19 protein-coding genes are annotated in these 25,021 nt (G+C 62.2%); 11 read left to right on the top strand and 8 right to left on the bottom strand.

The features are described from left to right. Window positions 1-7: 7 nt before the first annotated feature. Together HX830_RS21550 and mfd are read right to left on the bottom strand one after the other, a co-directional pair. Entirely contained in the window at window positions 8-574 is a 567-nt protein-coding gene (locus HX830_RS21550; RefSeq protein ID WP_152737319.1) for a CsiV family protein, read from the bottom strand. Between the two features lie 10 nt (window positions 575-584). Next, window positions 585-4,034, bottom strand: a complete 3,450-nt coding sequence (gene mfd / locus HX830_RS21545; protein WP_177102487.1) for a transcription-repair coupling factor — start codon at window positions 4,032-4,034, stop codon at window positions 585-587. Window positions 4,035-4,385: 351 nt separating this feature from the next. Between mfd and HX830_RS21540 the strand changes: the two genes are divergently transcribed. From HX830_RS21540 to HX830_RS21520, 5 genes are all read left to right on the top strand, one after another. Next, window positions 4,386-5,849, top strand: a complete 1,464-nt coding sequence (locus tag HX830_RS21540) for a glyceraldehyde-3-phosphate dehydrogenase (RefSeq protein ID WP_103496736.1) — start codon at window positions 4,386-4,388, stop codon at window positions 5,847-5,849. A gap of 678 nt (window positions 5,850-6,527) precedes the next feature. Next, window positions 6,528-7,739, top strand: coding sequence for an HlyD family secretion protein (locus tag HX830_RS21535; RefSeq protein ID WP_152737320.1), 1,212 nt, complete (start codon window positions 6,528-6,530; stop codon window positions 7,737-7,739). Then, window positions 7,736-8,989, top strand: a complete 1,254-nt coding sequence (locus tag HX830_RS21530; RefSeq protein WP_177102485.1) for a hypothetical protein — start codon at window positions 7,736-7,738, stop codon at window positions 8,987-8,989. Before HX830_RS21535 ends, HX830_RS21530 begins: the two co-directional genes overlap by 4 nt. Window position 8,990: 1 nt before the next feature. After that, window positions 8,991-11,138 (top strand): glycosyltransferase family 2 protein, encoded by a 2,148-nt coding sequence (locus HX830_RS21525; RefSeq protein WP_177102483.1) that lies wholly within the window; start codon window positions 8,991-8,993, stop codon window positions 11,136-11,138. 12 nt (window positions 11,139-11,150) lie between these two features. Next, window positions 11,151-12,623, top strand: a complete 1,473-nt coding sequence (locus HX830_RS21520) for an efflux transporter outer membrane subunit (protein WP_103496739.1) — start codon at window positions 11,151-11,153, stop codon at window positions 12,621-12,623. Between the two features lie 106 nt (window positions 12,624-12,729). Here the strand turns inward: HX830_RS21520 and HX830_RS21515 are convergent, their stop codons facing one another. Both HX830_RS21515 and HX830_RS21510 read right to left on the bottom strand, forming a co-directional pair. Beyond that, window positions 12,730-14,028 (bottom strand): MFS transporter, encoded by a 1,299-nt coding sequence (locus HX830_RS21515; RefSeq protein ID WP_152737324.1) that lies wholly within the window; start codon window positions 14,026-14,028, stop codon window positions 12,730-12,732. Between the two features lie 179 nt (window positions 14,029-14,207). Continuing rightward, window positions 14,208-14,774 carry a chalcone isomerase family protein gene (locus HX830_RS21510; RefSeq protein WP_177102481.1) on the bottom strand — a complete coding sequence of 189 codons (567 nt, stop codon included), beginning with the start codon at window positions 14,772-14,774 and terminating at the stop codon, window positions 14,208-14,210. 56 nt (window positions 14,775-14,830) lie between these two features. Between HX830_RS21510 and HX830_RS21505 the strand changes: the two genes are divergently transcribed. Both HX830_RS21505 and sthA read left to right on the top strand, forming a co-directional pair. Further along, window positions 14,831-15,853, top strand: a complete 1,023-nt coding sequence (locus tag HX830_RS21505) for an FAD:protein FMN transferase (protein WP_247263000.1) — start codon at window positions 14,831-14,833, stop codon at window positions 15,851-15,853. A 160-nt stretch (window positions 15,854-16,013) separates the two neighbouring features. Next, window positions 16,014-17,408, top strand: coding sequence for a Si-specific NAD(P)(+) transhydrogenase (sthA, locus tag HX830_RS21500; RefSeq protein ID WP_103498395.1), 1,395 nt, complete (start codon window positions 16,014-16,016; stop codon window positions 17,406-17,408). Between the two features lie 42 nt (window positions 17,409-17,450). On the opposite strand, the gene HX830_RS21495 is transcribed toward sthA, so the two are convergent. Both HX830_RS21495 and HX830_RS21490 read right to left on the bottom strand, forming a co-directional pair. Beyond that, on the bottom strand, window positions 17,451-18,173 hold the full coding sequence (locus HX830_RS21495) for a glycerophosphodiester phosphodiesterase (protein ID WP_100939189.1): 723 nt from the start codon (window positions 18,171-18,173) through the stop codon (window positions 17,451-17,453). 69 nt (window positions 18,174-18,242) lie between these two features. Next, window positions 18,243-18,830, bottom strand: a complete 588-nt coding sequence (locus tag HX830_RS21490; protein ID WP_152737326.1) for a PilZ domain-containing protein — start codon at window positions 18,828-18,830, stop codon at window positions 18,243-18,245. A gap of 94 nt (window positions 18,831-18,924) precedes the next feature. Here HX830_RS21490 and HX830_RS21485 point away from each other — a divergent pair, with 94 nt between their 5' ends. The 3 genes from HX830_RS21485 to HX830_RS21475 all read left to right on the top strand — a co-directional run bounded on the left by HX830_RS21485 (window position 18,925) and on the right by HX830_RS21475 (window position 22,180). Next, window positions 18,925-20,175 (top strand): lipoprotein-releasing ABC transporter permease subunit, encoded by a 1,251-nt coding sequence (locus tag HX830_RS21485; protein WP_103498397.1) that lies wholly within the window; start codon window positions 18,925-18,927, stop codon window positions 20,173-20,175. Window positions 20,176-20,182: 7 nt separating this feature from the next. Next, complete coding sequence (gene lolD / locus HX830_RS21480; protein ID WP_177102479.1) at window positions 20,183-20,866, top strand: lipoprotein-releasing ABC transporter ATP-binding protein LolD; 684 nt, start codon at window positions 20,183-20,185, stop codon at window positions 20,864-20,866. A 69-nt stretch (window positions 20,867-20,935) separates the two neighbouring features. Then, a complete protein-coding gene (locus HX830_RS21475; RefSeq protein WP_152737327.1) occupies window positions 20,936-22,180 on the top strand; it encodes a lipoprotein-releasing ABC transporter permease subunit in 1,245 nt (414 codons plus the stop codon). Between the two features lie 110 nt (window positions 22,181-22,290). Here the strand turns inward: HX830_RS21475 and HX830_RS21470 are convergent, their stop codons facing one another. Both HX830_RS21470 and HX830_RS21465 read right to left on the bottom strand, forming a co-directional pair. Then, window positions 22,291-23,652, bottom strand: coding sequence for a heavy metal sensor histidine kinase (locus tag HX830_RS21470; RefSeq protein WP_177102477.1), 1,362 nt, complete (start codon window positions 23,650-23,652; stop codon window positions 22,291-22,293). After that, on the bottom strand, window positions 23,652-24,332 hold the full coding sequence (locus HX830_RS21465; protein ID WP_177102475.1) for a heavy metal response regulator transcription factor: 681 nt from the start codon (window positions 24,330-24,332) through the stop codon (window positions 23,652-23,654). The genes HX830_RS21470 and HX830_RS21465 overlap by 1 nt, the downstream gene beginning before the upstream one ends. Before the next feature lie 155 nt (window positions 24,333-24,487). On the opposite strand from HX830_RS21465, the gene copI reads away from it, so the two are divergent. Further along, window positions 24,488-25,003, top strand: a complete 516-nt coding sequence (gene copI / locus HX830_RS21460; RefSeq protein WP_177102473.1) for a copper-resistant cuproprotein CopI — start codon at window positions 24,488-24,490, stop codon at window positions 25,001-25,003. Window positions 25,004-25,021 lie beyond the last annotated feature (18 nt).

Genomic DNA, 25,021 nt, shown 5'->3' with positions numbered 1-25,021 from the left:
CGGACGTTCACTGGTCGAGATTCTGTGACGGCGCTTCGCGTTTCGATGCGGCGAGTGAGGTCACCTTGAGCAGCAGGGCGAGGTGGCCGGCATCGAGGAAGTTGAGTTGACCGTTCTTGGTCTGGCTGGTCTGGTTCAGGCGTTCGCTGGCACTGACCACGCCGTTGCTGTCGAACTGGTTGACCCAGAACTGTGCCTGCACGTCGGTGAAGCGCTTGAGGGTCAGGCTCAGCGTACCTTCTACCGGGAACTGGCCGAACTGTTCCTGGCCTTCGGTGATCGAGACCAGGCTCGGCTGGTCGCTCAGGGGTTGCTGCCAGGCCTTGTGCAGCAGCACCTCGTAGTTGCCGCTGGCGCCGAGCTTGGCGGTCATCTCATTGAGGCTGGGGGTGCGCTCCTGGTCGGCGGTGACCGGTTTGGCCCCCTTGGCCCAATCCTCGGGCGCCGGTTGGCTCTGGAAGGGTTGCTCCAGGTTCTGCCGGATCAGGATCATTTCGATCTGATACAACTCGTCGGCCAACGCCGCCGGGGCGATCAGGACCAACAACAAGGCCAGCGAGGGTATCAGGCGCATACGGCGTCCTTCAGGCAGTTTTCGGGGTGAGGCGTTCGAACAGCGCCTCCAGTGTATTAAAGCGTTCTTCAGCACGTTCCATCGGTACCATGAACTTGAACAGGGTGGCACCTTCGAACTTGTAGCGGTTGGGCTGGCCCTGGATCAACTTGATCAGCGACAGCGGATCGACCGGGGTGTCCGCGGCGAACTCGATGCGACCACCTTGCGGACCGCCATCGACCTTCTTGATACCCAACTGCTCGGCCTGCAGTTTGAGCAGGGTCAGGCGCACCAGGTTCTTGGTCGGTTCCGGCAACAGGCCGAAACGGTCGATCATCTCCACCTGCAGGTCCTTGAGACCCTCTTCGTCGGTCGCCGAGGCGATACGTTTGTAGAGGATCAGTCGTGCATGCACGTCCGGCAGGTAGTCTTCGGGGATCAGTGCCGGCAGGCGCAGGTTGATTTCCGGACCACCGCCCAGGGGCTGGTCGAGGTTGGGTTGTTCGCCCTTGCGAATGGCCTTGACCGCACGTTCGAGCATTTCCATGTACAGGGTGAAGCCTACCGCCTGGATCTGCCCGCTCTGACCGTCGCCCAGCAGTTCGCCGGCGCCACGGATTTCCAGGTCATTGGTGGCGAGCACGAAGCCGGCCCCGAGGTCCTGGGTATTGGCGATGGCCTCCAGGCGTTTTTCCGCGTCGGAAGTGATCTGCTGGCGACCCGGGGTCAGCAGGTAGGCATAGGCCTGGTGGTGGCTGCGTCCGACCCGGCCGCGCAGCTGGTGCAACTGGGCCAGGCCGAACTTGTCGGCACGCTCGATGATAATGGTGTTGGCGCTCGGCACGTCGATGCCGGTCTCGATGATGGTCGAGGCGATCAGCACGTTGAAGCGCTTGTGGTAGAAGTCGCTCATCACCTGTTCGAGATCGCGTTCGCGCATCTGCCCGTGGCCGATGCCGATGCGTGCTTCCGGCACCAGTTCGGCGAGGTCGGCGGCGCATTTCTCGATGGTCTTCACATCGTTGTGCAGGTAGTAGACCTGGCCGCCGCGCAGCAATTCGCGCAGCAGGGCTTCCTTGACCGTGCTCTTGTTCTGCTCCATGACGAAGGTGCGCACCGACAACCGGCGCGCCGGCGGGGTGGCGATGATCGACAGGTCGCGCATGCCCGATACCGCCATGTTCAGCGTGCGCGGGATCGGCGTGGCGGTCAGGGTGAGGATGTCGACTTCGCTGCGCAGGGCCTTGAGCTGTTCTTTCTGGCGCACGCCGAAACGGTGTTCTTCGTCGATGATCACCAGGCCCAGGTTCTTGATCTTCACATCGTCCTGCAGCAGCTTGTGGGTGCCGATGACGATATCGATCTTGCCTTCGGCGAGGTCGGCCACCGCAGCGTTCACTTCCTTGGCGGACTTGAAGCGGCTCATCACTTCCACGCTCACCGGCCAGTCGGCGAAGCGATCGCGGAAGCTGTTGTAGTGCTGCTGGGCGAGCAGGGTGGTGGGCACCAGGATCGCCACCTGCTTGCCGCCGTGCACGGCGATAAACGCCGCGCGCATGGCCACTTCGGTCTTGCCGAAGCCGACGTCGCCGCAGACCAGGCGGTCCATCGGCTTGGGCGCGAGCATATCGGCGCGCACGGCGTCGATGGTGGTCTGCTGGTCCAGGGTTTCCTCGAACGGGAAGCCGGCGCTGAAGGTGGCGTAGTCGGCTTTCGGGTCGGCGAACGCATAACCTTCGCGGGCGGCGCGGCGGGCATAGATGTCGAGCAGTTCGGCGGCGACGTCACGGACCTGTTCGGCGGCCTTGCGCTTGGCTTTCTGCCAGGTTTCCGAGCCCAGCCGGTGCAGCGGGGCGAGGGCGTCGTCGCTGCCGGTGTAGCGGGCGATCAGGTGCAGGTTGGCCACCGGCACATAGAGCTTGGCGCCCTCGGCGTAGGCCAGGGTGAGGAACTCGGCGACCTGGTTGTCGATCTCCAGGGTCGCCAGGCCCAGGTAGCGGCCGACACCGTGGTCGATATGCACCACCGGTGCGCCTTCGCGCAGCTCGGTGAGGTTCTTGATCACTGCGTCGTTGTTGGCGTCGGCGCGTTTTTCCCGACGCCGGCGCTGCATCACGCGCTGGCCGAACAACGGGCTTTCGGCAATCAGCGCCAGGGCCGGATCGTCCAGCACCAGGCCTTCGTCCAGCGGCGCGATGGTGATTGCCAGGCGATCCTTGCCGGCGGCGAAGTCCGGCCAACTGTCGACGGTCTTCGGCCGCAGTTTCAGGCGTTCGAGCAGTTCCAACAGGACTTCCCGGCGCCCGGCGGATTCGGCGGTGAACAGCACGCGACCAGGGAACTCGTCGAGGAACGCGGAGAGGGCCGCCAGCGGCTGGTTGGCCTTGGCCTCGATCGCCAGGTTCGGCAGTTCACGGGCGGCGAAGCGTTCACGGCCGATGCCGGTTTCCACGTCCTGCTGGCTGGTGACCACCCGCGGCCAGCTTTTCAGGCGGGCGAAGCAGTCTTCCACCGGGAGGAACAGCTCGGCCGGTGGCAGCAGTGGCCGGGTCGGGTCGACGCGACGCTCCTCGTAGCGGTTGCGCACATCGTTCCAGAAGTTTTCCGCCGCCTGCTCGATGCCCGGCAGGGAGAACACCTGGGTGTCCTGGGGCAGGTAGTCGAACAGGGTCGAGGTTTCCTCGAAGAACAGCGGCAGGTAGTACTCGATACCGGCGGGGGTGATCCCGCTGTTCAGGTCCTGGAAGATGGGGCAACGGCGGAAGTCGACATCGAAGCGTTCGCGAAAGCGCGCCTTGAAGCGGGTGACCGCTTCTTTCTGCAGCGGAAACTCCTTGGCCGGCAGCAGGCGCACCGAATCGACCTTGTCGATGGAGCGCTGGTTTTCCGGGTCGAAGGTGCGCAGCGTCTCGATCTCGTCGTCGAACAGGTCGATGCGGTACGGCAGTTTGCTGCCCATCGGGAACAGGTCGATCAGGGCGCCACGCACGGCGAACTCGCCATGCTCGTAGACCGTGTCGACGCAACGGTAGCCGGTGGCCTCCAGCCGCGTACGCATCTGCTCCACATCGAGCTTCTGGCCGATATCCAGCACCAGGCTGCTGCCCAGCAGGAACTTGGTCGGCGCCAGGCGGTGCAGGGCGGTGGTGATCGGCACCACCAGTACGCCATGGACCAGCTCCGGCAGCCGATAAAGGCTGGCAATGCGCTGGGAGATGATGTCCTGGTGCGGCGAAAACAGATCGTAGGGCAGGGTTTCCCAGTCCGGGAAATGCAGCACCGGCAAGTCCGGGGCGAAGAAACTCAGCTCCTGTTCGAGCCGTTCGGCACTTTGGCTGTCGGCGGTCAGCAGCAGGGTGAAGCGCTTGGCAGCGCTGGCAGCCTCGGCAATGGCCAGGCTCAGGGCGGCACCGGGGAGATTGCCCCAGTGCTGTTTACCTGCCGCGGCAGGGAGAAGCGGTAGACGCAGAACGGGCACGGAAGGTTGAGCTCCAAGCGTTGCGACAAAGTCGGTAATTGTAACGGTCCCGGGTGCCGCCTGTCAGTTGCAGACTGTTTCTATTACGCATTGAGGGAAATGTAGTGGCTAAGACAAGAAATAGCGCTTTTCGACCCATTATGTAGTGCCGTATCGGGCGTATGTTTTGGAGGGTTACGGACAAGTCGCCCATGAGCACTCATTTTGTGCCCTGCTGCAAGCCGCGTATTTACTGGGCTGGCGCGGGGTGCGTTTTTTTCAAAAGGGTTTTTGTTGCTGGATGCACGACAGGCGCGCATTGCTCGCAGGGCCACTCGGCGGCATAATGTAGCCCCTTTTTTCAGCCCCTACATGTGGAAGGTTCCCGTGACTCAGAAGCCCGACCAGTGTCTTGGTGAGTGGATTGATCGTGAAGCGCTTGCAGAAGCGATGATCCCGCTTATCGGTCAGCTCTACCGCAATAACAATGTGGTGAGTTCGATCTATGGCCGCAGCCTGATCAACCAGTCTGTCATCGCGATTCTCAAGGCTCACCGCTTTGCTCGCCATCGTCAGAGTGATGATGTCGAACTGTCCGTCCACGAGACTTTCCCGCTGCTCAAGGCGATGAGCGAGCTCAAGCTGGGTGCCGCTTCGGTGGACCTGGGCAAGCTGGCCGTGAAATTCAAGACGCAAGGCAATGGCCGTAGCGCCGAACAGTTCGTTCGCGAAGAACTGGCCGATGTGGTTGGCCAGCAAAGCGCTGGCGGTCGCAAGGGCACTGATGTGGTGCTGTACGGTTTCGGTCGTATCGGTCGCCTGCTGGCCCGTATCCTGATCGAGAAAACCGGTGGCGGCGACGGCCTGCGTCTGCGTGCCATCGTGGTGCGCAAGGGCGCCGAGAACGACCTGACCAAGCGCGCCAGCCTGTTGCGTCGCGATTCGGTGCACGGTTCCTTCAACGGCACCATCACCATTGACGAAGAAAACAACACCATCACCGCCAACGGTAACCTGATCCAGGTCATCTACGCGAAGAACCCGACCGAGGTGGACTACACCCAGTACGGCATCAAGAACGCCCTGCTGGTGGACAACACCGGTGTATGGCGTGACGCCGAGGGCCTGGGCCAGCACCTGGCCTGCCCGGGGATCGACCGCGTTGTCCTGACCGCACCGGGCAAGGGCAAGCTGAAGAACATCGTGCATGGCATCAACCATGGCGAAATCACCGCCGACGACAAGATCGTTTCCGCGGCGTCCTGCACCACCAACGCCATCGTGCCGGTGCTCAAGGCCGTCAACGACAAGTTCGGCATCGTCAACGGTCACGTTGAAACGGTTCACTCGTACACCAACGACCAGAACCTGATCGACAACTTCCACAAGGGCGATCGCCGTGGCCGTAGCGCCGCGCTGAACATGGTGATCACCGAGACCGGTGCCGCCACCGCTGCCGCCAAGGCCTTGCCTGAACTGGCCGGCAAATTGACCGGTAACGCGATCCGTGTGCCGACGCCAAACGTGTCGATGGCCATTCTCAACCTGAACCTTGAGAAAGCCACCACTCGCGAAGAGATGAACGAGTACCTGCGCTACATGGCGCTGCACTCGGATCTGCACAAGCAGATCGATTTCGTCAATTCCCAGGAAGTGGTCTCCACCGACTTCGTCGGTTCGCGCCACGCCGGTGTGGTCGACGCTGAAGCGACCATCTGCAACGATAACCGTGTTGTCCTGTACGTCTGGTACGACAACGAATTCGGTTACAGCTGCCAGGTGGTTCGCGTGATGGAAGACATGGCCGGGGTCAACCCGCCTGCGTTCCCGCGCTAAGCAATAGCCGCACATCAAAACGCCCCGACTTGTCGGGGCGTTTTCATTGGGGCCTGAGTGACGGATTTATAACAGGTGTTGTTTCGATGCTTTGAGCGGGGCGCTGTTGTTATATCGCTTTCATCTGGTAGGTTGTTTTGCTGAAATCATATCAATATAGAGGTGTTTTTCATTTTGTTTTTCCAGGCAATTAAAATACTAGAGAAAATAATTGGTTGCTGATCATTGGGTGGGGGGCGTCCATTTAATGGATCCCATTTACGGGGTGCTACATAATTGGCGTCATCAAGTTTCCGATGTTCGGGCGCTTGACACTGGGAAAAACTGAACTTAGTGTCGCCACTGACAACGCCCAAACTATTCCAAGGGATAGCTATCAAAATGCCTGCGTTTAGCCATCAGGCAAGGGTGGAAGTCGCCAGGTCCCTTTCGGTCATAAACAGGCAACATAAGTAGTGGATAAGTGGTCACTATGAGCGGATGCCAACTTCCAAAAAGACAGGAATATCATTCCTGCTCACAACACTAAGAAACCAACTAAGTCAGGCAGATCAAGTAGTGGTCTGATGATGGGACATCTTTGCTGGTAACACCTGCTTTATGCCTTTCACGATAACGTGCGGCTACTGGCTGCTTGTTGAGAATGAATGTCTTCATGTCCTATCGGGAGAACCTGACATGACCGAAGAGCGCACAAGGCACTTTCCATTGTCCCTGCTACCCCGACTGGTGGGTGTGGGCATCCTGGTCTTTATCCTGTGGCTGTTGTTGTCGACCTTGTTCATGCCGTTGTTATCGACGTCGGCCACGCGGGCCATCCTCAATGCCCCGGTGATTTTGCTGACCACACCCATCGATGGCGTGGTGAGTTCCCTCAACATCAAGTCGGGCACCTCCTTTGTCGAGGGACAGCAACTGGCCGTGGTGGAAAACCCCCGGGCCAATCAAGACACCTTGCTGACCTTGCAAACCCGGCGCTTGAGCCTGGAGCAGGAGTTGTCGTCTTCCCTCAGCCAGTTCGAACATGACCAGCAGTACTACCAGGCGCTGGAGAAAATCAGCCAGCAATACCAGGCGGCTTTCCATACCCGCCAGTTGTTCGGCCAGAAAGCCCTGCGGGCCGAAAATTACGCCGCCAGCGCGCGCTTGAAAGAAGCTCAGGATACGGTGGAGCGCAATCTCGAGTTGTTCCGCCAGGGAGCGGTCAGTAATGCCTTGGTCGACTCGTCGAAAGCCCAGTTGGCCTCGTTGCAGGGCGCCGCGGAGACCGTCAGGTCACAGTTGGGTATCAGCAATGGCGATCTGAGCGCGGCCAACCAGCAGGTCTACCTGGACCCTGACCAGTTGCGCATGTTCGACCTCAGCTCGCATCTGGTCACCTTGAAGCTGAGCCTGGACAACCAGGAGCGCAACCGCTCCACGGTGGAGCAGGAGCTGCAAAAGCTCGACGGCTTGATCGAGGCGGAAAACAGCCGGATCAAACTGATGTCCGGCTATGACGTGGTGGCCTATTCCGCCGGGACGGTCCAGGAGGTGGTGGCGCCCCAAGGTACGCTGGTGCGCGCCGGCTCGACCCTGGTGCGCGCGACCAATTGTGGGGAGAGCTACGTCATCGCGGTCTTTCCCGAGCGGGTGGCGAGCAAAATCGATCGTGACACGGTGCTGAAGGTGAGCATTCGCGGGCTGGAGGAGCCGCTGACGGCCAAGGTCGAGCAACTGCTGTCCCACTCATCCGACCTGCAGCCGGGAACCTACAGCGTGCCTTTCCCCTACGCCGAGCAGAACTCCGTGTATGTGGTCGCCACCTTTGCCGCGAATCTCAGTGACAGGCAACGAAGCATGGTGTGCAAGCCCGGACTCTGGGCTTCCGCCGAGGTCGTGGGGAAATGAGCCGCTGGCGCGGCGTGGCCTGGCTGGTCGGCGCGTGGTTGCTGGGTCTCGGGCAACTGGCCTGGGCGCTGCCAGCCCGGGGGCAACTGGCGGCGGACACCTGTGGCGCATTGGATCAGGCGACACAGGCCTATCCCGGTACCGGTCCGGTGCTGCTGACCAGCTATCCGGCCCTGGATGGACAGCCTCCGGCAATACTGGCGCTGCGCGGGGTGGCCTTCACCTATGACAACGCCCTGGCCAGCATCGCCCTGTTCGCCTGTGGCAAGGCGCAGTCCGCTCGCCGGCTGGCCGATGCCCTGGCGTTCGCCGTGGAACATGACCCCGAGTACGCCGACGGGCGCTTGCGTAATGCCTATGCGGCCGGTCCGATCAAGGGCCAGGCCATAGCGTTGGCGGGGTATTGGAGTACTGAGCGCAATGCCTGGAGCCAGGATGCCTACCAGGTCAGCAGTGCCACCGGCAATCAGGCCTGGGGGGCGCTTGCGCTGCTCGAGGCTTTCCGCCAGACCGCCGAACCGTCTTATCTTGCCGCGGCCCAGCGGGTGCTACGCTGGGTCCAGCAGAACACCTACGACACCCAGGTACCCCCGGGCTTCAGCGGCGGCGTCTATGGCTACCTCAACCAGCAGGTCCGGCAAGGCTGGAAGTCCACCGAGCACAATATCGACCTGGTTGCCGCCTGGATCGCGCTCGACCGCCTGACGGCGGACCCGGATGCGCGGCTCCAGGCGCAGGTTGCCCTGGGTTTCGTGCAAAGCCAGTGGGATGACCGTGAGGGGCGCTTTCTGATTGGTACCGGCGAGGATGGGCGAACGTCGGATCGCCTGCGCTCAGGGCTGGACGCGCAGCTCTGGCCGCTGCTGGCGGTTCCCGATCCGCCGCGGGACTGGCGGCGGGTGTTTGCCTTTGTCGATCAAAGCCACCGTTTCGCCGACGGTTACGGGTTCAACCGCAACCCCGATGGCGTCTGGACCGAGGGCACCGCCCAGGCCGCGGCGGTGGCACGTCTGAGTGGTCTGCCCGACCGGGCCCAGCCCTTGTGGTCGGTATTGCTGGCGTTGCAGGCCGGCCATGGTTGGCTCTTCGCGACGCCGCAGGCGCAAATCAGCACCGGGCTGGCCATCGGTCCGGACTCGCCGCGCAACGATTTCTTCTACTACCACCTGCCTCATCTGGGCGCCACGGCATGGGCCGCTATTGCGGCCACCGGCGTCAACCCCTTTACCGGCGCTCAGGAGGCGAACTGATATGCAGGCACTGGACTCATTGCAGATTGTGCAAATCAATTTCTGGACCCTGGCGGTGGTGATTATCTTCAGTTGCCTGACCCGGCGCGAGCAATGGGGCGCGCGGGCCGGCTTTGGGGCGATCACCGCGGTGCTGCTGGTCAACTACGCCGCCTGGCGTATCCGCGACACCTTGCCCGACGGGCATGGCGGATTTGCCACGGTATGGGCCTATGCCTTTCTGTTTTTCGAGCTGATGGCCATCGGTTACACGCTGTTTTCCATTATCGTCCTGCTCGGTCGCAGCGATCACCGGGCCAGTGCCGATGCCGGCGAGCGTCGCTTGCGGGCGGCCGGGCGCGACGTGCCGGCGGTGGATGTGTTTATCGCCACCTACAACGAAGGCCTGGAGATCCTGGAGAAAACCATTCTTGCCGCCCAGGCCATCGATTACCCCAACTTCACTGTCTGGGTGCTGGACGATACCCGGCGTGACTGGTTGCGTGACTATTGCGCCGAGGCCGGGGTGCAATATGCCCGGCGTGGGGACAATACCCACGCCAAGGCCGGCAATCTGAACAACGGGCTGCGCCAGTCGGCCGCCAGCAGCAATGCGCCGTATATCCTGGTGCTGGACGCCGACTTCGCCGCCCAGCGACCGATCCTGATGCGGATCCTGGGGTTGTTCGAGGACCCACGGGTAGGCCTGGTGCAGACACCGCAGTTCTACTACAACCCGGATCCGATCCAGCACAATCTCGGCTCGTCCGATTGCTGGGTGGACGAGCAGCGAGTCTTCTTCGATGTTTTCCAGCCGGCCAAGGATGGCTGGGACGCGGCGTTCTGCGTGGGCACCTCCTTTGTGGTGCGGCGTGACCTGATTACCCGCATCGGCGGTTTTCCCACCGGCTCGGTCTGCGAGGACATCTACACCACCTGCCGCCTGCTGCAACAAGGCTATGTGACCCGCTGGCTCAACGAGCGACTGTCCATCGGTTTGTCGGCCGAGGGATTGACCGAGTACATCAACCAGCGTGCGCGCTGGTGCCTGGGAACCCTTCAGGTCGCGCTGTTGAAGGAGGGGCCGCTGCGTGGCCGTGGCTACAGTTTCAATGATCGAGTGCACTACCTGCATGGCCTGATGCACTGGTTCTCCAAACCCTTCATCCTGATGCTGCTGGTCTCACCGGTGCTCTACTGGTACTTCGGCATTGCCGGGTTCTATGCCAAGCCCTTGGATTTCCTGGCTTTCGGCATGCCGGCACTGATCGCTTTCTGGGGCTATGGCACCTGGGTCACGGCACGCCGAACCCTGCCGGTGTTCACCGAGGTCACGCAGATCGTCGCGGCCCTGGCGGTCACCGCAACGATTGCCAGTGCAATGATTCGGCCGTTCGGCCGCCCCTTCAAGGTGACCGCCAAGGGGCTCGACCGCACCCGTACCCTGATCCACTGGAAGCTGTTCGGGTTCTTTCTGGCATTGATCCTGTTCTCCCAGGTGGGCGCGTTCACCGCCATTGCCACGGCCGCGGCCTTTGACGGCAACATGCTGTTCAACCTGTGCTGGACCGTGGTCGCGCTGATCTACAACCTGGCGACGCTGGTGGCCTGCGTTGACCGGCCGCGGCTGCATGGCGAAGAGCGCTTTCCCATTGATGAAGCCACTGGCTTGAGACTGGGGACGAAAACCTTTGCGGGGCGTCTGGTGGATATTTCGGTCAGCGGGGTGTGCTTGTCGTGTGCCGTTGCCGACTTGATCAAGCCCGGTGTGCGCGGGCACTTATGGATCCCCTCGCTCGGTTGGCTCGTCGTGGAGGTCATGCGCAACCAGGGCAACGATCGTCTGGGGTTGCGTTTTGTCGACCTCGAGGAGGGGCTGCGCCAGCGCCTTATCGCCCGGTTGTTCAGTGATGCCAGCGTCAATGTGGCGAGCAAGGCCGAGCCGGCCATGGCCTTTGGCACCCTGCTGCGCCGTTCGTTGCTGGGGGAGCGTCGTGCGTTGCCGTCGTTCTCCCGGCCATCCCGGGAGCCGTCCCATGACGCGCTACCGAATTATCGACCGGCTGCGCCGCGATTGCGCAAACAGCCCCTGTCGCGGGTGGCCGGGGCCCGTGGCGGCCTGTGGGATGCCCTGGTTTCACCCTTGCGAGCCTGGTTGGGCCTGCGTTGATAGAGGTGGATCATGAACCGTTGTGTACCTTCGACTTGCCTGATGTCCCTGTTCCTGCTCAGCGCCTGTTCGCTGGACCCACCCTATGAAAAGCCCGATGCGCCGATCGACCAGCAGTGGCCGGCCAGTTCGGCAGGCGCCTGTTGTACGGCCAGGGAGGCGTTCGATCACGATTGGCATGGGTTTATCGTCGATCCGCGGCTGCGGACCCTGATCGAGCTGGCGCTGGAGAACAATCGCGGCCTGCGCCAGTTCGCCGCCAGCGTGGAAGAAGCCCGGGCCGGTTATGCCGGTGCAGAGTCGGCGTTGTTCCCCACGATCGGCATCGATACCTATGCCGGGCGCAGCAAGTTGCCGCCGCTGGTGCGCACGCCGGGCGGTGGGGACAGTGCGGGCAGTATCGCCAATACCTTTCAGGCGACAGCCGGTTTCACCTCCTACGAACTGGATCTGTTCGGGCGCATACGTAGCCAGAGAAGCGCCGCCGGCGCTCGCTTCGAAGCTTCCGAAGCGGACTATCAGACGGCTCGGCTGGCGCTGATCGGCGAGGTCGCCAGTACCTGGTTGAGCCTCAAGGCCAGCCAGAACCTGCTGGATCTCGCCCAGACCACCTACGAGACCCAGAACCACTACGGGCAGTTGCTGCGCAAGAGCTACAACCTGGGCTCCAGTGCGCAGATCGATGTGCATCAGGCCGATGCGCAAACCAATACCGCGGCGGTGCAGATCAACACCTATCGCATGCAGGTGGCGCAGAACATGAATGCACTGCGGGTACTGGTCGGTCAGCCGGTGCCACCGGCCCTCTTGCCCAGTGGGGTGTTGGGCGAGTCCCTGGCCACCGCCGATGTGCCGGCCGGGCTGCCTTCTTCGCTGATGACCCGACGCCCCGACATCATGGCGGCCGAAGCCTTGCTGCGCGCGGCCAATGCGGATATCGGCGCGGCGCGTAGCGCTTACTTCCCGACCTTTTCCCTGACGTCGGCGCTGGGTAGCCTGAGCGGCGACTTTTCCCGCTTGCTCAGCGCCCCGGCGCAGTTCTGGTCGACCGCCCTGAGCGGCTCCCTGACCCTGATCGATGGCGGTGCCCGACGGGCTCAGGTGGATGGCGCGCATGCACGATTCGATGGCCGGGCCGCGGCCTATGAGGCGACGGTGCAGAATGCCTTTCGCGAAGCGGCCGATGCGCTCAATGCCCGCCAGGAGATGCTCACCCAGGTGGCGGCACAGAAGCGCCTGGTGGAGGACTACCAGGAGGCCTATCGACAGTCGCGATTGCGTTTCGAGGCGGGGATGGACAGCTACTTCTCGACGATGGATGCCCATCGCTCGCTGTTCGAGGCGCAGCAGAAATGGTCGCAGCTGGAGCTGGCCCGGGAGATCAATCAGGTGAACCTGTACAAGGCCCTGGGAGGGGGGTGGAGCCAGTCGTTGAAGGTTGCCGGTGAGTCGCGTGTGGCCGAACGGTCAAGGCCGGGGCCGTGATGGGCGGGGAGCCCTTGGCAAACCGCCGCGCAACGTCCGTGCTGCGCGCGAGGTGACCAGCAAGCGCCGGCATTGCGGGCGTTTGCTGGCGGGTGAAGGCGTCTGCTCAGCCGCGGCTGGACACAGCCATCTGCGCCGTGCGCAGTTCATGCTTGTTGCCACGGAACAGTACCAGGGTCGCAATCAACCCCAGTATTGCCGCGGCACTGAGCCAGATGCCCGGTGCCGCCTTGTTGTCCAGCACGTGGATCAGATAGGTACAGACCGCCGGGGTAAAGCCGCCGAAGGTCGCCGTCGCCAGGCTGTAGGCCAGGGAGAAACCGGTGGTCCGCACTTCGACCGGCATGATCTCGGTCAGGGCCACCACCATGGCACCGTTGTAGGAGCCGTAGAGGAACGACAGCCACAGCAAGGCGATCAGCAGGTGACTGAAGCTTGGTGCCGACACCAGCCAGGACAGCACTGGATACGCGGTGAGGATCGCCAGGATGGTCGCCGCCAGCAGCAACGGTTTGCGCCCGATCTTGTCGGACAGCGCACCCATCACCGGCAGCCAGAAAAAATTCGACAGGCCGACGCAGACGGTCACCAGCAGGGCATCGAAGTCCGACAGGTGCAGCTCTGACTTGCCGAAAGTCGGGGTGTAGGCGGTGATCAGGTAGAAGGACACGGTGGTCATGATCACCAGTGCCGTGCCCGCCAGCACCAGGCCGAAATTCTGACCGATTGAACGCATCACTTCCGACAGGCTCGGACGATGTTTGCGTGCCTGGAACTCAGGTGTTTCTTCCAGCGAGCGACGGATGAGGAAGATTGCCGGAACGATCATGCAGCCCACCAGGAACGGCACGCGCCAGCCCCAGTCACCCATTTGTTCTGGGCTCAGCCAGTGGTTGAGGCCCACACCCAGCAAGCCGGCGAAAACCACCGCGGCCTGTTGGCTGGCGGACTGCCAACTGACGAAAAAGCCCTTGCGGCCCGGGGTCGAGATCTCGGCCAGGTAGACCGAGACGCCGCCCAGTTCCACGCCGGCGGAGAAGCCCTGCAGCAAGCGACCGAGCAGGACCAGCAGCGGTGCCGCAACGCCCAGGGTCGCATAGCCGGGTACGCAGGCAATCAGCACCGTGCCCGCCGCCATCAGCGCCAGGGTGATGATCAGGCCTTGGCGACGGCCATGGCGGTCAATGTAGGCGCCGAGGAAAATTGCACCCAGCGGGCGCATCAGGAAGCCGGCACCAAAGGTGGCGAGCGAGAGCATCAGGGATGCAAATGCGCTGTCGGCAGGAAAGAAGGTTTTAGCGATGGCCGTGGCATAAAAGCCGTAAACCATGAAGTCGAACATCTCAAGGAAATTGCCGCTGACAACGCGAAAAATCGCCTTGCCCTTGCCCGTATTCGAGGCCATGTTATTTACTCTCTTTGTCTGTCTTATAAGCAATCCATCGTCTTTGCTCGTCCTTACTGAACCTTTCAGGCATACGCACGCTGGCAGTACAGTTATGTAACGATATGTGTATTAGAGTCATCAGGCAACAAAAAACCTAGGCTACTGGCTAAGTGGCACAACCCTTGATCTAGACGGCTTCAGCCGTGGTTTTGTGCCAACAGTGTTTCCCGTAACGGATCCGACAGGCCTTGCGGGGCCAGCCAGATACCGAAGTACGCCCTGGCCAGTTCCGGATCGCGACTGCTGAAGATCACCTGGCCGTTGCGCTCCAGGTTCAGCCCTTGTCCGACTCGGTAGTCGAGTGCATAGCGATCACCGCGCTGAATGTCCTTGAAACTCTGGTGCAGGCTGTCCAGTTCGCCTTGCAGGCGGACCAGGGTAGCGACTGTTTGCTGGCGTTGCAGGGTGGCGGTGGCGGCCTTGATGACATCGCTTCGGTCGATGTCGCGAAAGTAATAGAGCTCCAGGCGCAGGTCGCGCAGTTCGGTGACGGCCTGGCGGGCGCTGATGCCGGGGGGGCTATACAGCGCGGCGGCATAGACGTCGGCCCAGAGGTAGGTGAGGACGCTTTGCCCCTTGAGTTCGAGGGTTTCGCTGCCGTTGTGCCATTGGCTGGGGAAATGCGCTTCCTTCAGGCGTTCGGCGGGACCGGCCCAGGTCAGCGAGCTGAAGATCAGTAATAGGCAGGCGGCTATCTGACGCATAATGGTCAACCTCGAAAAGGGCCTTTCTACAGACTATGTCAAATCCACAGCCTGCCATGCCTTTGTTACCCGCCCTGGTGCTGAGCGGTGTTTTTGTCCTGCTCGGCGGTTGCGGTAACGCAGATTCGCTGGAGCAGTTTGGTGGCCCGACCATGGGCAGCACCTATTCGATCCAGTACGTCCGGCATGCCGGCGGCCCGGCGGTCGCCGAGGTCAAGCCCGCGGTCGAGGCGATCCTGGCCGAGGTCGACCGGCAGATGTCGACCTATCGTGGCGACTCGGATATCGAGCGCTTCAACGAGCTACCGGCCCACAGTTGCCAGGTCATGCCCTCTTCTATTCTGGAACTGGTCCGCGTCGGTGAACAGTTGTCGCTGGACAGCGACGGTGCCTACGACCTGACGGTCGAGCCTTTGATGAACCTCTGGGGCTTCGGTCCGCAGGGGCGCGAGGAAAAGGTGCCGGACGCGGCACGGTTGGCCGAGGTGCGTCAGCGTGTCGGCCACCGGTACCTGCGGATCGACGGCGACCAGCTGTGCAAGGACGCCGCCGTGGAGGTGGACTTCAACAGCATCGCGGCGGGCTATACGGTGGATCGTATCGTCGCGCGCTTGCAGGCACTTGGTTTGGACAGTTTTCTCGCCGAAGCCACTGGCGAGTTGAAGGCCGTCGGCAAAAAGCCCGATGGCAGTCCCTGGCGGATCGCCCTGGAGGTGCCACGGGATGACGAGCAGGTGGCGCAGCGGATCATCGCCCTCGACGGTTATGGCGTTTCCACGTCGGGCGATTACCGTAATTATTTCGAACAGGACGGCAAGCGTTATTCCCACACCTTCGATGCCCTGACCGGCGCGCCGATTACCCACAACCTGGCATCGGTCACGGTGATTCACCCGTCGACGTTGATGGCCGACGGTTTTTCGACGCTGTTGCTGATACTGGGGCCCGAGCGTGGCTGGGATTACGCGGAAAAACACATGATTGCCGCATTTTTTGTGATGCGTGCCGATACAGGTTTCGTCACACGGACAAATCAGGCGTTCGAGCGCCTGGCCAAGGGTGACGGGCATAACATGTAGTGCAGGCAAAGCTGGCCTACGACGCGACCAAGGGTTAATGTGCGCGGCGTTGAAGCTTCTATAGACTGCACACCGAGATTTGATCCTTCATGTCGCTGGCCGCGACATGATTTAGCCGCAGGTGCCAGAGGGGTGCCTCGGCCTGTTCTGAGGAGTACGCATGGCTGTCTACAACTACGACGTAGTGGTACTGGGTTCCGGCCCTGCTGGTGAAGGCGCGGCAATGAACGCCGCGAAAGCGGGGCGCAAGGTGGCGATGGTCGACAGCCGTCGCCAGGTCGGCGGTAACTGCACCCACCTGGGGACCATCCCGTCCAAGGCCTTGCGTCACTCGGTCCGGCAGATCATGCAGTTCAACACCAACCCGATGTTCCGGGCCATTGGTGAGCCGCGCTGGTTTTCCTTCCCTGACGTGCTGAAAAGCGCGGAGAAGGTCATTTCCAAGCAGGTCGCTTCGCGCACCGGCTTCTACGCCCGCAACCGGGTTGACCTGTTCTTCGGCACCGGCAGCTTCGCCGACGAGCAGACCATCGAAGTGGTCTGCTCCAACGGGGTGGTCGAGAAACTGGTGGCCAAGCACATCATCATCGCCACCGGTTCGCGTCCATATCGCCCGGCCGATATCGATTTCCACCACCCGCGTATCTACGATAGCGACACCATCCTCAGCCTCGGCCATACGCCGCGCAAGCTGATCATCTATGGTGCCGGGGTGATCGGTTGTGAATACGCCTCGATCTTCAGTGGTCTCGGCGTGCTGGTGGAACTGGTGGACAACCGCGACCAGTTGCTCAGCTTCCTGGATTCGGAAATTTCCCAGGCCCTGAGCTACCACTTCAGCAACAACAACATCACCGTGCGTCACAACGAAGAGTACGACCGGGTCGAAGGCCTGGACAACGGGGTGATCCTGCACCTGAAGTCGGGCAAGAAGATCAAGGCCGACGCCTTGCTCTGGTGCAACGGCCGGACCGGCAACACCGACAAGTTGGGCATGGAAAACATCGGGGTCAAGGTCAACAGCCGTGGCCAGATCGAGGTCGACGAGAACTATCGCACCTGCGTGCCGAACATCTATGGCGCCGGTGATGTGATCGGCTGGCCGAGCCTGGCCAGTGCCGCCCACGACCAGGGGCGTTCGGCGGCGGGCAGCATTGTCGACAACGGCAGCTGGCGTTATGTCAACGACGTGCCGACCGGGATCTATACGATCCCGGAGATCAGCTCGATCGGCAAGAACGAGCATGAACTGACCAAGGCCAAGGTGCCTTACGAAGTCGGCAAGGCGTTCTTCAAGAGCATGGCCCGGGCGCAGATCGCCGGCGAGCCGCAAGGCATGCTGAAGATCCTGTTCCACCGTGAAACCCTGGAAGTCCTGGGGGTGCACTGTTTCGGTTACCAGGCGTCGGAGATCGTGCACATCGGTCAGGCGATCATGAACCAGCCGGGCGAGAACAACACCCTGAAGTACTTCGTCAACACCACGTTCAACTACCCGACCATGGCCGAGGCCTATCGGGTAGCGGCGTACGATGGTCTCAACCGGCTTTTTTGAGCGGCTCCGGCCGGTGGCCTGAGCCGGCCGGGGAGACCGATTTCAGCCTTTGCCAAGTGTGGCCGTGGCCAAACCGGGAAAGTCTGTAATCAGGCTATCGACGCCGAAGTCAGCGAGCCTGCGCATCAGCGCGGGTTCGTTGACCGTCCACACCGACACATGCAGACCCTGACGCTGGGCCTTGATCAGGCGTTCCGGGGTGCAGAGTGTCCAGTTCAACGCCAGAATCTCGCAGCCATAACTCTGGGCGACCTTCAACGGGTCGAGCCAGGCATATTCGGCTACCAGTCCGCGTGACAGGTCCGGGGTCAGTTCCAGGGCGGCCTTGAGCACTTCCCTGGAGCTGGAAGTGACGGTGACCTTGTCCAGCAGGCCGAAACGCTGGGCCATTTCGCGGATCGCCAGCACGGTGGTCGCCGCCCGGGTGCGCGAGGCGCTCTTGACTTCCAGTTGCCAGTGCTCGAAATCGCACTGTTCGAACAGTTCTTCCAGGCGTGGAATCGGGCAGGGCTTGATCCAGCCCGGACCGCCCTGGCGCGCGTCATAGGTCACCAGCTCGGCGGCGGAGTGTTCGACCACCTTGCCGCGGCGGTCGGTGGTGCGCTTGAGGGTCGGGTCATGGATGACCATCAGTTCACCGTCCATGGACAGGTGCAGGTCCAGCTCGCAACGGCGTACGCCGTGCTTGAGGCATTCCTGGAAACTGGTCAGGGTGTTTTCCGGTGCTTCACCTTTGGCGCCACGATGGCCATAAATCAGAGTCACGACTGCTCCTTCAGGGAGAAAAAATACGGTTACTAGGTTAAGACGGCAGGCTGGTTGCAGCCGCAGGGATCAGGTGGCCTCGGGGTCGCTCTGCTCCCGGGCCAGGCGTCGCTCCTGCGCCTGTTTCTGCAGGATATGCCGCGCCAGCAACTGGCGCTGGGCATCGGTCAAGGCTTCGAACTCGGTGCCGATGTCGAAGGTGCCGAAGTGGCGGGGCGCGCAATGGGTTACCTTGGCCCGCAGCAACAGTCCGAGCGCCTGGGGCATCAGCACCATCTTGATCGCCAGGTGGCTGCCGGCGGGATAGGCGATATGGTGTTCGAACTCCAGGCCGCCTTCGGAAAGAGTCACCCGTTGCGGTTCGCCGAACTCGCCTAGCACCGAATAGGCCATTACCTGGCTCAGCAGGTCGATGCGCTTGTTCTGGGCCTTGAGGAAGGCCGTCAGGCTTCGGTCACGCTCGCTGACCTGGCGCAGCAGGTGCTGGGACTCGAATTCGCTCAGGTGCAGTTCGCTCAGCAGGTTGAAGAGCGGAGAAGCATCTTGTAACACTTCCTTGTTCGCCGCTTCGGGGGCGGACAAGGGGCTGATTTCCAGTGCGATCGTGTCCTCGATACGGTAGTATTCGCGGCGATCTTCTTCATCTAATGTCGACATGGCGAACCCAGGGCAGAGGTGATGGTCTGAGTGTAAAGCTGCTGACCCTACCTCGCCACAAGGACGTCTTCTTTTCCTCCGAACAAGCCCCGACATGTTCAGACCACTCTTCGTATTTATCGGCACGCGTTATACCCGTGCAAAGCGTCGCAATCATTTTGTGTCTTTCATCTCCCTGACTTCGATGATCGGACTCGCGCTTGGCGTGGTCGTGATGATCGTGGTGCTCTCGGTGATGAACGGCTTCGATCATGAGATGCGCACCCGCGTGCTGGGCATGGTGCCCCACGCGACCATCGAGTCCGATGAGCCGATCAGCAACTGGCCGGCGCTGGCCGACAAGATCCTCAAGAACCCGAAGGTAGAGGCCGTCGCGCCGTTTACCCAGATGCAGGGCTTGTTGACCAACAACGGCCAGGTGCAGAAGGTGATCCTCAATGCCATCGATCCGGCGCAGGAGCGCAAGGTCTCGATCATTGACCAGTTCATGCAGCAGGGCCAACTCGATGCGCTGACCCCCGGCAGCTTCGGCATCGTCATCGGCGACAAGGCCGCGACCAAGCTGGGCGTCGGACTCGGCGACAAGCTGACCTTCGTCGCCCCGGAAGTCACGGTGACCCCGGCGGGGATGTTTCCACGGATGAAACGCTTCACCGTGGTCGGCATCTTCCATGTCGGTGCCGGTGAGCTGGACGGTTACCTGGGCGTGACCAACCTCGAGGACCTGGCGCGCCTGCATCGCTGGAAGCCGGACCAGGTCCAGGGCCTGCGGCTGAAGTTCGACGACCTGTTCCAGGCCCCGCGCACGGCCTGGGAGATCGCCCAGCAGTTGGGCGATGGTCATTACTACGCCCGTGACTGGACCCGTACCCACGGCAACCTGTACCAGGCGATCAAGATGGAAAAGGCCATGATCGGCCTGCTGTTGCTGCTGATCGTGGCGGTGGCGGCGTTCAACATCATCTCGACCCTGGTGATGGTGGTGAACGACAAGAAGGGCGATATCGCCATCCTGCGCACCCTGGGCTCCACGCCGGGACAGATCATGGCGATCTTCATGGTCCAGGGCACCGTGATCGGGGTGATCGGTACGCTGATCGGCGCGGTGGTCGGGATCCTCGCCGCGCTGAACGTCAGCGCCGCGATTGCCGCCCTGGAGCGCCTGATCGGGCACAAGTTTCTCAATGCCGACGTGTACTTCATCGACTACCTGCCGTCCCAGTTGATGGCTGAGGATGTGTTGATGGTCTGCGGCGCGGCACTGGTCCTGAGTTTTCTCGCCACCCTGTATCCAGCCTGGCGTGCGGCGCGCACCCAGCCTGCGGAGGCGCTACGTTATGAGTGAGTTGGGCATGAGTGAAAAAGCAGTGCTGAGTTGCCGCGACCTGGGCAAGTCCTACGAGGAAGGCCCGGAGTCGGTGGTGGTCCTGTCGGGCCTGCAGCTGGAGCTGCACGCCGGTGAGCGGGTGGCGATCGTCGGCAGCTCGGGTTCGGGCAAAAGTACCTTGCTCAACCTGCTTGGCGGTCTTGATACACCGTCCCAGGGCAGCGTCTGGCTGGCTGGCGAGGAGCTTTCCGCCTTGGGCGAGAAAGCCCGCGGCCTGCTGCGCAACCGCTCGCTGGGGTTCGTCTACCAGTTCCACCACCTGTTGCCCGAGTTCACCGCGCTGGAGAACGTCTGCATGCCGCTGCTGATCGGGCGCACCGCGATTCCCGAGGCCCGTCAGCGCGCCACGGCGTTGCTGGAGCGGGTCGGCCTCGGTCATCGCCTGGAGCACAAGCCGTCGGAGTTGTCCGGTGGCGAGCGCCAGCGCGTGGCGATTGCCCGGGCCCTGGTGAACAAACCGGGGTTGGTGATGCTCGACGAGCCCACCGGTAACCTCGACCACCATACCGCCCAGGGCATCCAGGACTTGATGCTGGAACTCAGCACCTCGATGCGCACGGCGTTCCTGGTGGTGACCCACGACATGAACCTGGCCCGGCAGATGGATCGCGTGTTGCACCTGGAAGACGGCAAACTCGTCGCTATCTGATTCGCCAGGACCTGCACCCGTTGAATTGCGCGGGTGTCGGGTCGATTATTTTTCTACGGTGGCCAGCGAATGTTCAGACCGTTATCGATTTTCATCGGCACGCGCTATACCCGCGCCAAGCGCCGCAACCGTTTTGTCTCGTTTATCTCGATGACCTCGATGATCGGCCTCGCCCTGGGCGTGCTGGCGATGATCGTGGTGCTGTCGGTGATGAACGGTTTCCAGAAGGAAATGAGCTCGCGGATTCTCGGTATGGTGCCCCACGCCACCATCGTCGGTGTCAAACCCATCGACGATTGGCAGCCGGTGGCTGCGGCGGCGCTGAAGAATCCTGAAGTGACGGCGGCGGTGCCCTTTACCGAAATGGACGGCATGCTTTCCTACAAGGGTTCGATGCAGCCGATCCAGATCAGTGGTGTCGACCCGGCCCAGGAAGGCAAGGTGTCGATTGTGGCCCAGCATATTGTCCAGGGGCGCCTGGAAGATCTGAAACCGGGTGAGTTCGGGGTGGTGATCGGTGAGATCACCGCGCGGCGCTTCCGGGTCAATGTCGGCGACAAGCTGACCCTGATTGTCCCGGAACCCAGCACCGAGCCCGGCGGTATTACCCCGCGCCTGCAACGGCTGAACGTGGTCGGGGTGTTCAAGGTCGGTGCGGAGCTGGATGGCTCCATGGCGCTGATCCATATGAGCGACGCGGCGGATATCCAGCACTGGCAGCCGAACCAGGTGCAGAGCGTGCGGCTGGCGGTGAAGGACCTGTATGCGGCGCCGCAGGTGTCCACGGACATCGCCACGGGCCTGGGCAGCGATTTCAAGGCCGATGACTGGACCCATACCCAGGGCAGCCTGTTCAGTGCCATGAAGATGGAAAAGACCATGATCGGCCTGTTGTTGCTGATGATCGTCGCGGTGGCGGCATTCAATATCATCGCGACCCTGATCATGGTGGTGAACGACAAGGGCGCGGATATCGCGATCCTGCGCACCATCGGCGCCACGCCACGGCAGATCATGGCGATCTTCATGGTCCAGGGCACGGTGATCGGGATTGTCGGGACCTTGATCGGCGGTGTGCTGGGGGTGATTGCAGCACTGAATGTCAGTGAAATGGTGGGTTGGATCGAGCGGGTCAGTGGGCAGCATATCTTCAGTTCCGACGTGTATTTCGTCAGTAACCTGCCGTCGCAGTTGCAGGCGGGGGATGTGGTGTTGATCTGTTCGGCCGGGTTTATCCTCAGTTTCCTGGCGACGCTGTACCCGGCGTATCGGGCGGCGAAGATCGAGCCTGCTCACGCCCTGAGATATTCGTAGCCCGGGATGGCCTTTTCGCGGGCAAGCCCTGCTCCTACAGTACGGTGGCGTACACAAGTTCTGTGAACGACGGAAAACTGTAGGAGCAGGGCTTGCCCGCGAAGAGGCCCTCAAGCCTGGCACGGCAACTCGATCACAAACCGCGTCCAGCCCCTCTCCGATTCACAACGAATCTGCCCACCATGGGCCCTAACGATCGACTGGGTAATCGCCAGTCCCAACCCCGCATGCTCACTGCTGCCTTCACGGCGTGCCGGGTCGGCCCGATAAAAACGGTCGAACAGCTGCGGCAACAATCCCGGGGCAATACCTTCCCCCGTATTCTCGACGCTGACCCGCAAGCCCTGCGGCACACTCTCCAGCCTCACCGCGATCTCGCCGCCCTCAGGTGTGAAGCGCAAGGCATTGTCCAGCAGATTGGACAACGCCCGACGCAGCATGCCGCGATCACCCGCCAGACTCGCCTGGCCTTCACGCTTGAGTCGCACTCGATTCTCTTCCGCCAGTGGGGTAAAGAACTCCAGCAGGGCATCCACCTCATCGGCCAGCTCAAGCGCCTCACGCTTGGGCGTCAGCAGCCCATGGTCGGCCTTGGCCAGGTAGAGCATGTCGTTGACCAACTGCGCCATCCATTGCAGCTCCTCGAGGTTGCTGTGCAGGGCTTCGCGATAGTCTTCCAGCGGCCGGGGCCGGGTCAGGGTGACCTGGGTGTGGGTCAACAGGTTCGACAGTGGCGTGCGCAGTTCGTGGGCGATATCGGCTGAGAACGCCGAGAGTCGCTGGAACGAGTCATCCAGGCGCGCGAGCATGGCGTTGAACGACTGCGCCAGTTCCGCCAATTCCGGCGGCATCTGTTCCTCGGGCAGGCGCTGGGTCAGCGAACTCGCCGAAACCCCGGCGGCCACTTCGCTCATGCGCCGCAAGGGGCGCAAGCCGCTGCGCGCGGCCCAGGCGCCGAGCAGGGCAGTGGCCAGGGCCGAAAGGCTGACCGTCAGCCAGATCAGGTGCTGCATGCGTTGCAGGAAATGCTGGTGATGGGTGATATCGAGGATCAGGGTCAGTTGCGGTGAGTCGGCCTTGCTCGGGTCCAGCGGGGCATTGAAGACCCGATAGGCGGTGCCCTCGATTCGCAGGTTGGTGAGCCCGGCTTGCGTCGGCAGGTCGCCGGGCAGGGCATTCGCTGCATTGAACCAGCGCTGGCCATCGGCGCCGCTGACCCGCAAGGCCAGGTCCGGACTCAGGTTGAGTTCGGCCGGCAGCCGTTCGCGGCGCTGCTGAAAGTCGTCGCGGTTCCCGACGCCCGCCAGGCTGCCACGCAAGGCCGCCAGGCGCGCGTCGAGCAGTTGCTGGTCGAGTTCGATGAAGTGCGACTCGCTGGCACGGTTGAACAGTACGCCCGCGCTCAGCGAAACCACGGCGGTGCAAGCGGCGAACAACAGGGCCAGGCGACTGCCCAGGGACAGGCGGCGCATCAGGCGTTGCGCTCTTCAAGGACATAACCCATGCCGCGCACGGTATGGATCAGCTTGTGCGGATGGGCGTCGTCGACCTTCAAGCGCAGACGGCGGATCGCCACTTCAATGACATTGGTGTCGCTGTCGAAATTCATGTCCCAGACCTGGGACGCGATCAGGGATTTGGGCAGGACCTCGCCCTGGCGCCGCAGCAGCAGTTCCAGCAGGGCGAACTCCTTGGCGGTCAGGTCGATGCGCTGTCCGGCCCGTTCGACCCGACGACGAATCAGGTCCAGGCGCAGGTCGGCCAGTTGCAGGTGGGTTTCCTGGGTGGCCGCGCTGCCCCGGCGTAGCAGGCTGCGGACCCGGGCCAGCAGTTCGGAAAAGGCGAACGGCTTGACCAGGTAGTCGTCGGCACCCAGCTCCAGGCCGTGGACACGGTCCTCGACGGCATCGCGGGCGGTCAGGAACAGCACCGGAATATCCAGGCCGGCGCTGCGCACGGCCTGGAGGATTTGCCAGCCATCGCGACCGGGCAGCATGACATCGAGTATCAGCAGCGCGTAGTCGCCGGTCAGCGCCAGATGCTGGCCGGTGGTACCGTCGGCCACCAGTTCGGTGTTGAAGCCGGCCTCGCTCAGGCCCTGGCGCAGGTAATGGCCGGTTTTCGGTTGGTCTTCGACGATCAGCAGTTTCATGGATGACTCATGGCTAATGACACAGGAACGTTATACCGCGCACTCGCTGGCCGGGGGGCAAGCTGACAAAGTTGTAATCTGAAGGTCAGCTCAATGCCAGCGAGCGGGCCTTACAGTTTCACACAGCCTGGAGCCCATCCCCTTGGAGTGTGATTATGTTTTTGCGTAACAGCTTGCTGCTGGCCGGTTTGCTGGCCCTGAGTCTGCCTGCCCTGGCCTCGCCCGCGGAGAGCTACGACTTCGGCCAGCCGGCGCCGCCGAGCAAGGCCACCCGTACGGTTGAATTGACCATGACCGACATTGCCTTCAGTGCCAAGGAACTGGATGTGAAGGCGGGTGAAACCGTGCGTTTCGTGCTGATCAATAAAGGTCATCTGCTGCATGAATTCAACCTGGGCCATGCGGCGGCCCATGCCGAGCATCAACAGGAGATGCTCAAGATGCAGCAGGGCGGCCAGTTGACCGCCACCGGCATGAATATGACGGGCATGGATCACGGGGCCATGGGGCACGGGATGAAACATGACGACCCCAACAGTGTGCTGGTGGAGCCGGGCAAGACCTCCGAACTGACCTGGACCTTCAGCCAGGCCAAGAACCTGCAGTTTGCCTGCAATATTCCCGGGCATTACCAGGCGGGGATGGTCGGGACGGTGAAGGTTGCGCCTTGAAGTGGCCCGGCCAGGCCC

Source organism: Pseudomonas gingeri, from assembly GCF_013385425.1.
In the GTDB taxonomy this organism is placed as follows: Bacteria; Pseudomonadota; Gammaproteobacteria; order Pseudomonadales; family Pseudomonadaceae; genus Aquipseudomonas; species Aquipseudomonas gingeri_D.
This window is presented reverse-complemented; position numbering and strand designations above follow the sequence as displayed.

What these genes read in the sequence shown, in the direction of transcription:
- sthA (WP_103498395.1), top strand. Translation starts at nt 16,014, where the DNA reads ATGGCTGTCTACAACTACGACGTAGTGGTACTGGGTTCCGGCCCTGCT.
- HX830_RS21510 (WP_177102481.1), bottom strand. Translation starts at nt 14,774, where the DNA reads ATGCGTCAGATAGCCGCCTGCCTATTACTGATCTTCAGCTCGCTGACC.
- lolD (WP_177102479.1), top strand. Translation starts at nt 20,183, where the DNA reads ATGAGTGAAAAAGCAGTGCTGAGTTGCCGCGACCTGGGCAAGTCCTAC.
- copI (WP_177102473.1), top strand. Translation starts at nt 24,488, where the DNA reads ATGTTTTTGCGTAACAGCTTGCTGCTGGCCGGTTTGCTGGCCCTGAGT.
- HX830_RS21470 (WP_177102477.1), bottom strand. Translation starts at nt 23,652, where the DNA reads ATGCGCCGCCTGTCCCTGGGCAGTCGCCTGGCCCTGTTGTTCGCCGCT.
- HX830_RS21465 (WP_177102475.1), bottom strand. Translation starts at nt 24,332, where the DNA reads ATGAAACTGCTGATCGTCGAAGACCAACCGAAAACCGGCCATTACCTG.
- HX830_RS21550 (WP_152737319.1), bottom strand. Translation starts at nt 574, where the DNA reads ATGCGCCTGATACCCTCGCTGGCCTTGTTGTTGGTCCTGATCGCCCCG.
- HX830_RS21525 (WP_177102483.1), top strand. Translation starts at nt 8,991, where the DNA reads ATGCAGGCACTGGACTCATTGCAGATTGTGCAAATCAATTTCTGGACC.
- HX830_RS21515 (WP_152737324.1), bottom strand. Translation starts at nt 14,028, where the DNA reads ATGGCCTCGAATACGGGCAAGGGCAAGGCGATTTTTCGCGTTGTCAGC.
- HX830_RS21530 (WP_177102485.1), top strand. Translation starts at nt 7,736, where the DNA reads ATGAGCCGCTGGCGCGGCGTGGCCTGGCTGGTCGGCGCGTGGTTGCTG.
- HX830_RS21505 (WP_247263000.1), top strand. Translation starts at nt 14,831, where the DNA reads ATGCCTTTGTTACCCGCCCTGGTGCTGAGCGGTGTTTTTGTCCTGCTC.
- HX830_RS21490 (WP_152737326.1), bottom strand. Translation starts at nt 18,830, where the DNA reads ATGTCGACATTAGATGAAGAAGATCGCCGCGAATACTACCGTATCGAG.
- HX830_RS21485 (WP_103498397.1), top strand. Translation starts at nt 18,925, where the DNA reads ATGTTCAGACCACTCTTCGTATTTATCGGCACGCGTTATACCCGTGCA.
- HX830_RS21475 (WP_152737327.1), top strand. Translation starts at nt 20,936, where the DNA reads ATGTTCAGACCGTTATCGATTTTCATCGGCACGCGCTATACCCGCGCC.
- HX830_RS21540 (WP_103496736.1), top strand. Translation starts at nt 4,386, where the DNA reads ATGTGGAAGGTTCCCGTGACTCAGAAGCCCGACCAGTGTCTTGGTGAG.
- HX830_RS21520 (WP_103496739.1), top strand. Translation starts at nt 11,151, where the DNA reads ATGAACCGTTGTGTACCTTCGACTTGCCTGATGTCCCTGTTCCTGCTC.
- HX830_RS21535 (WP_152737320.1), top strand. Translation starts at nt 6,528, where the DNA reads ATGACCGAAGAGCGCACAAGGCACTTTCCATTGTCCCTGCTACCCCGA.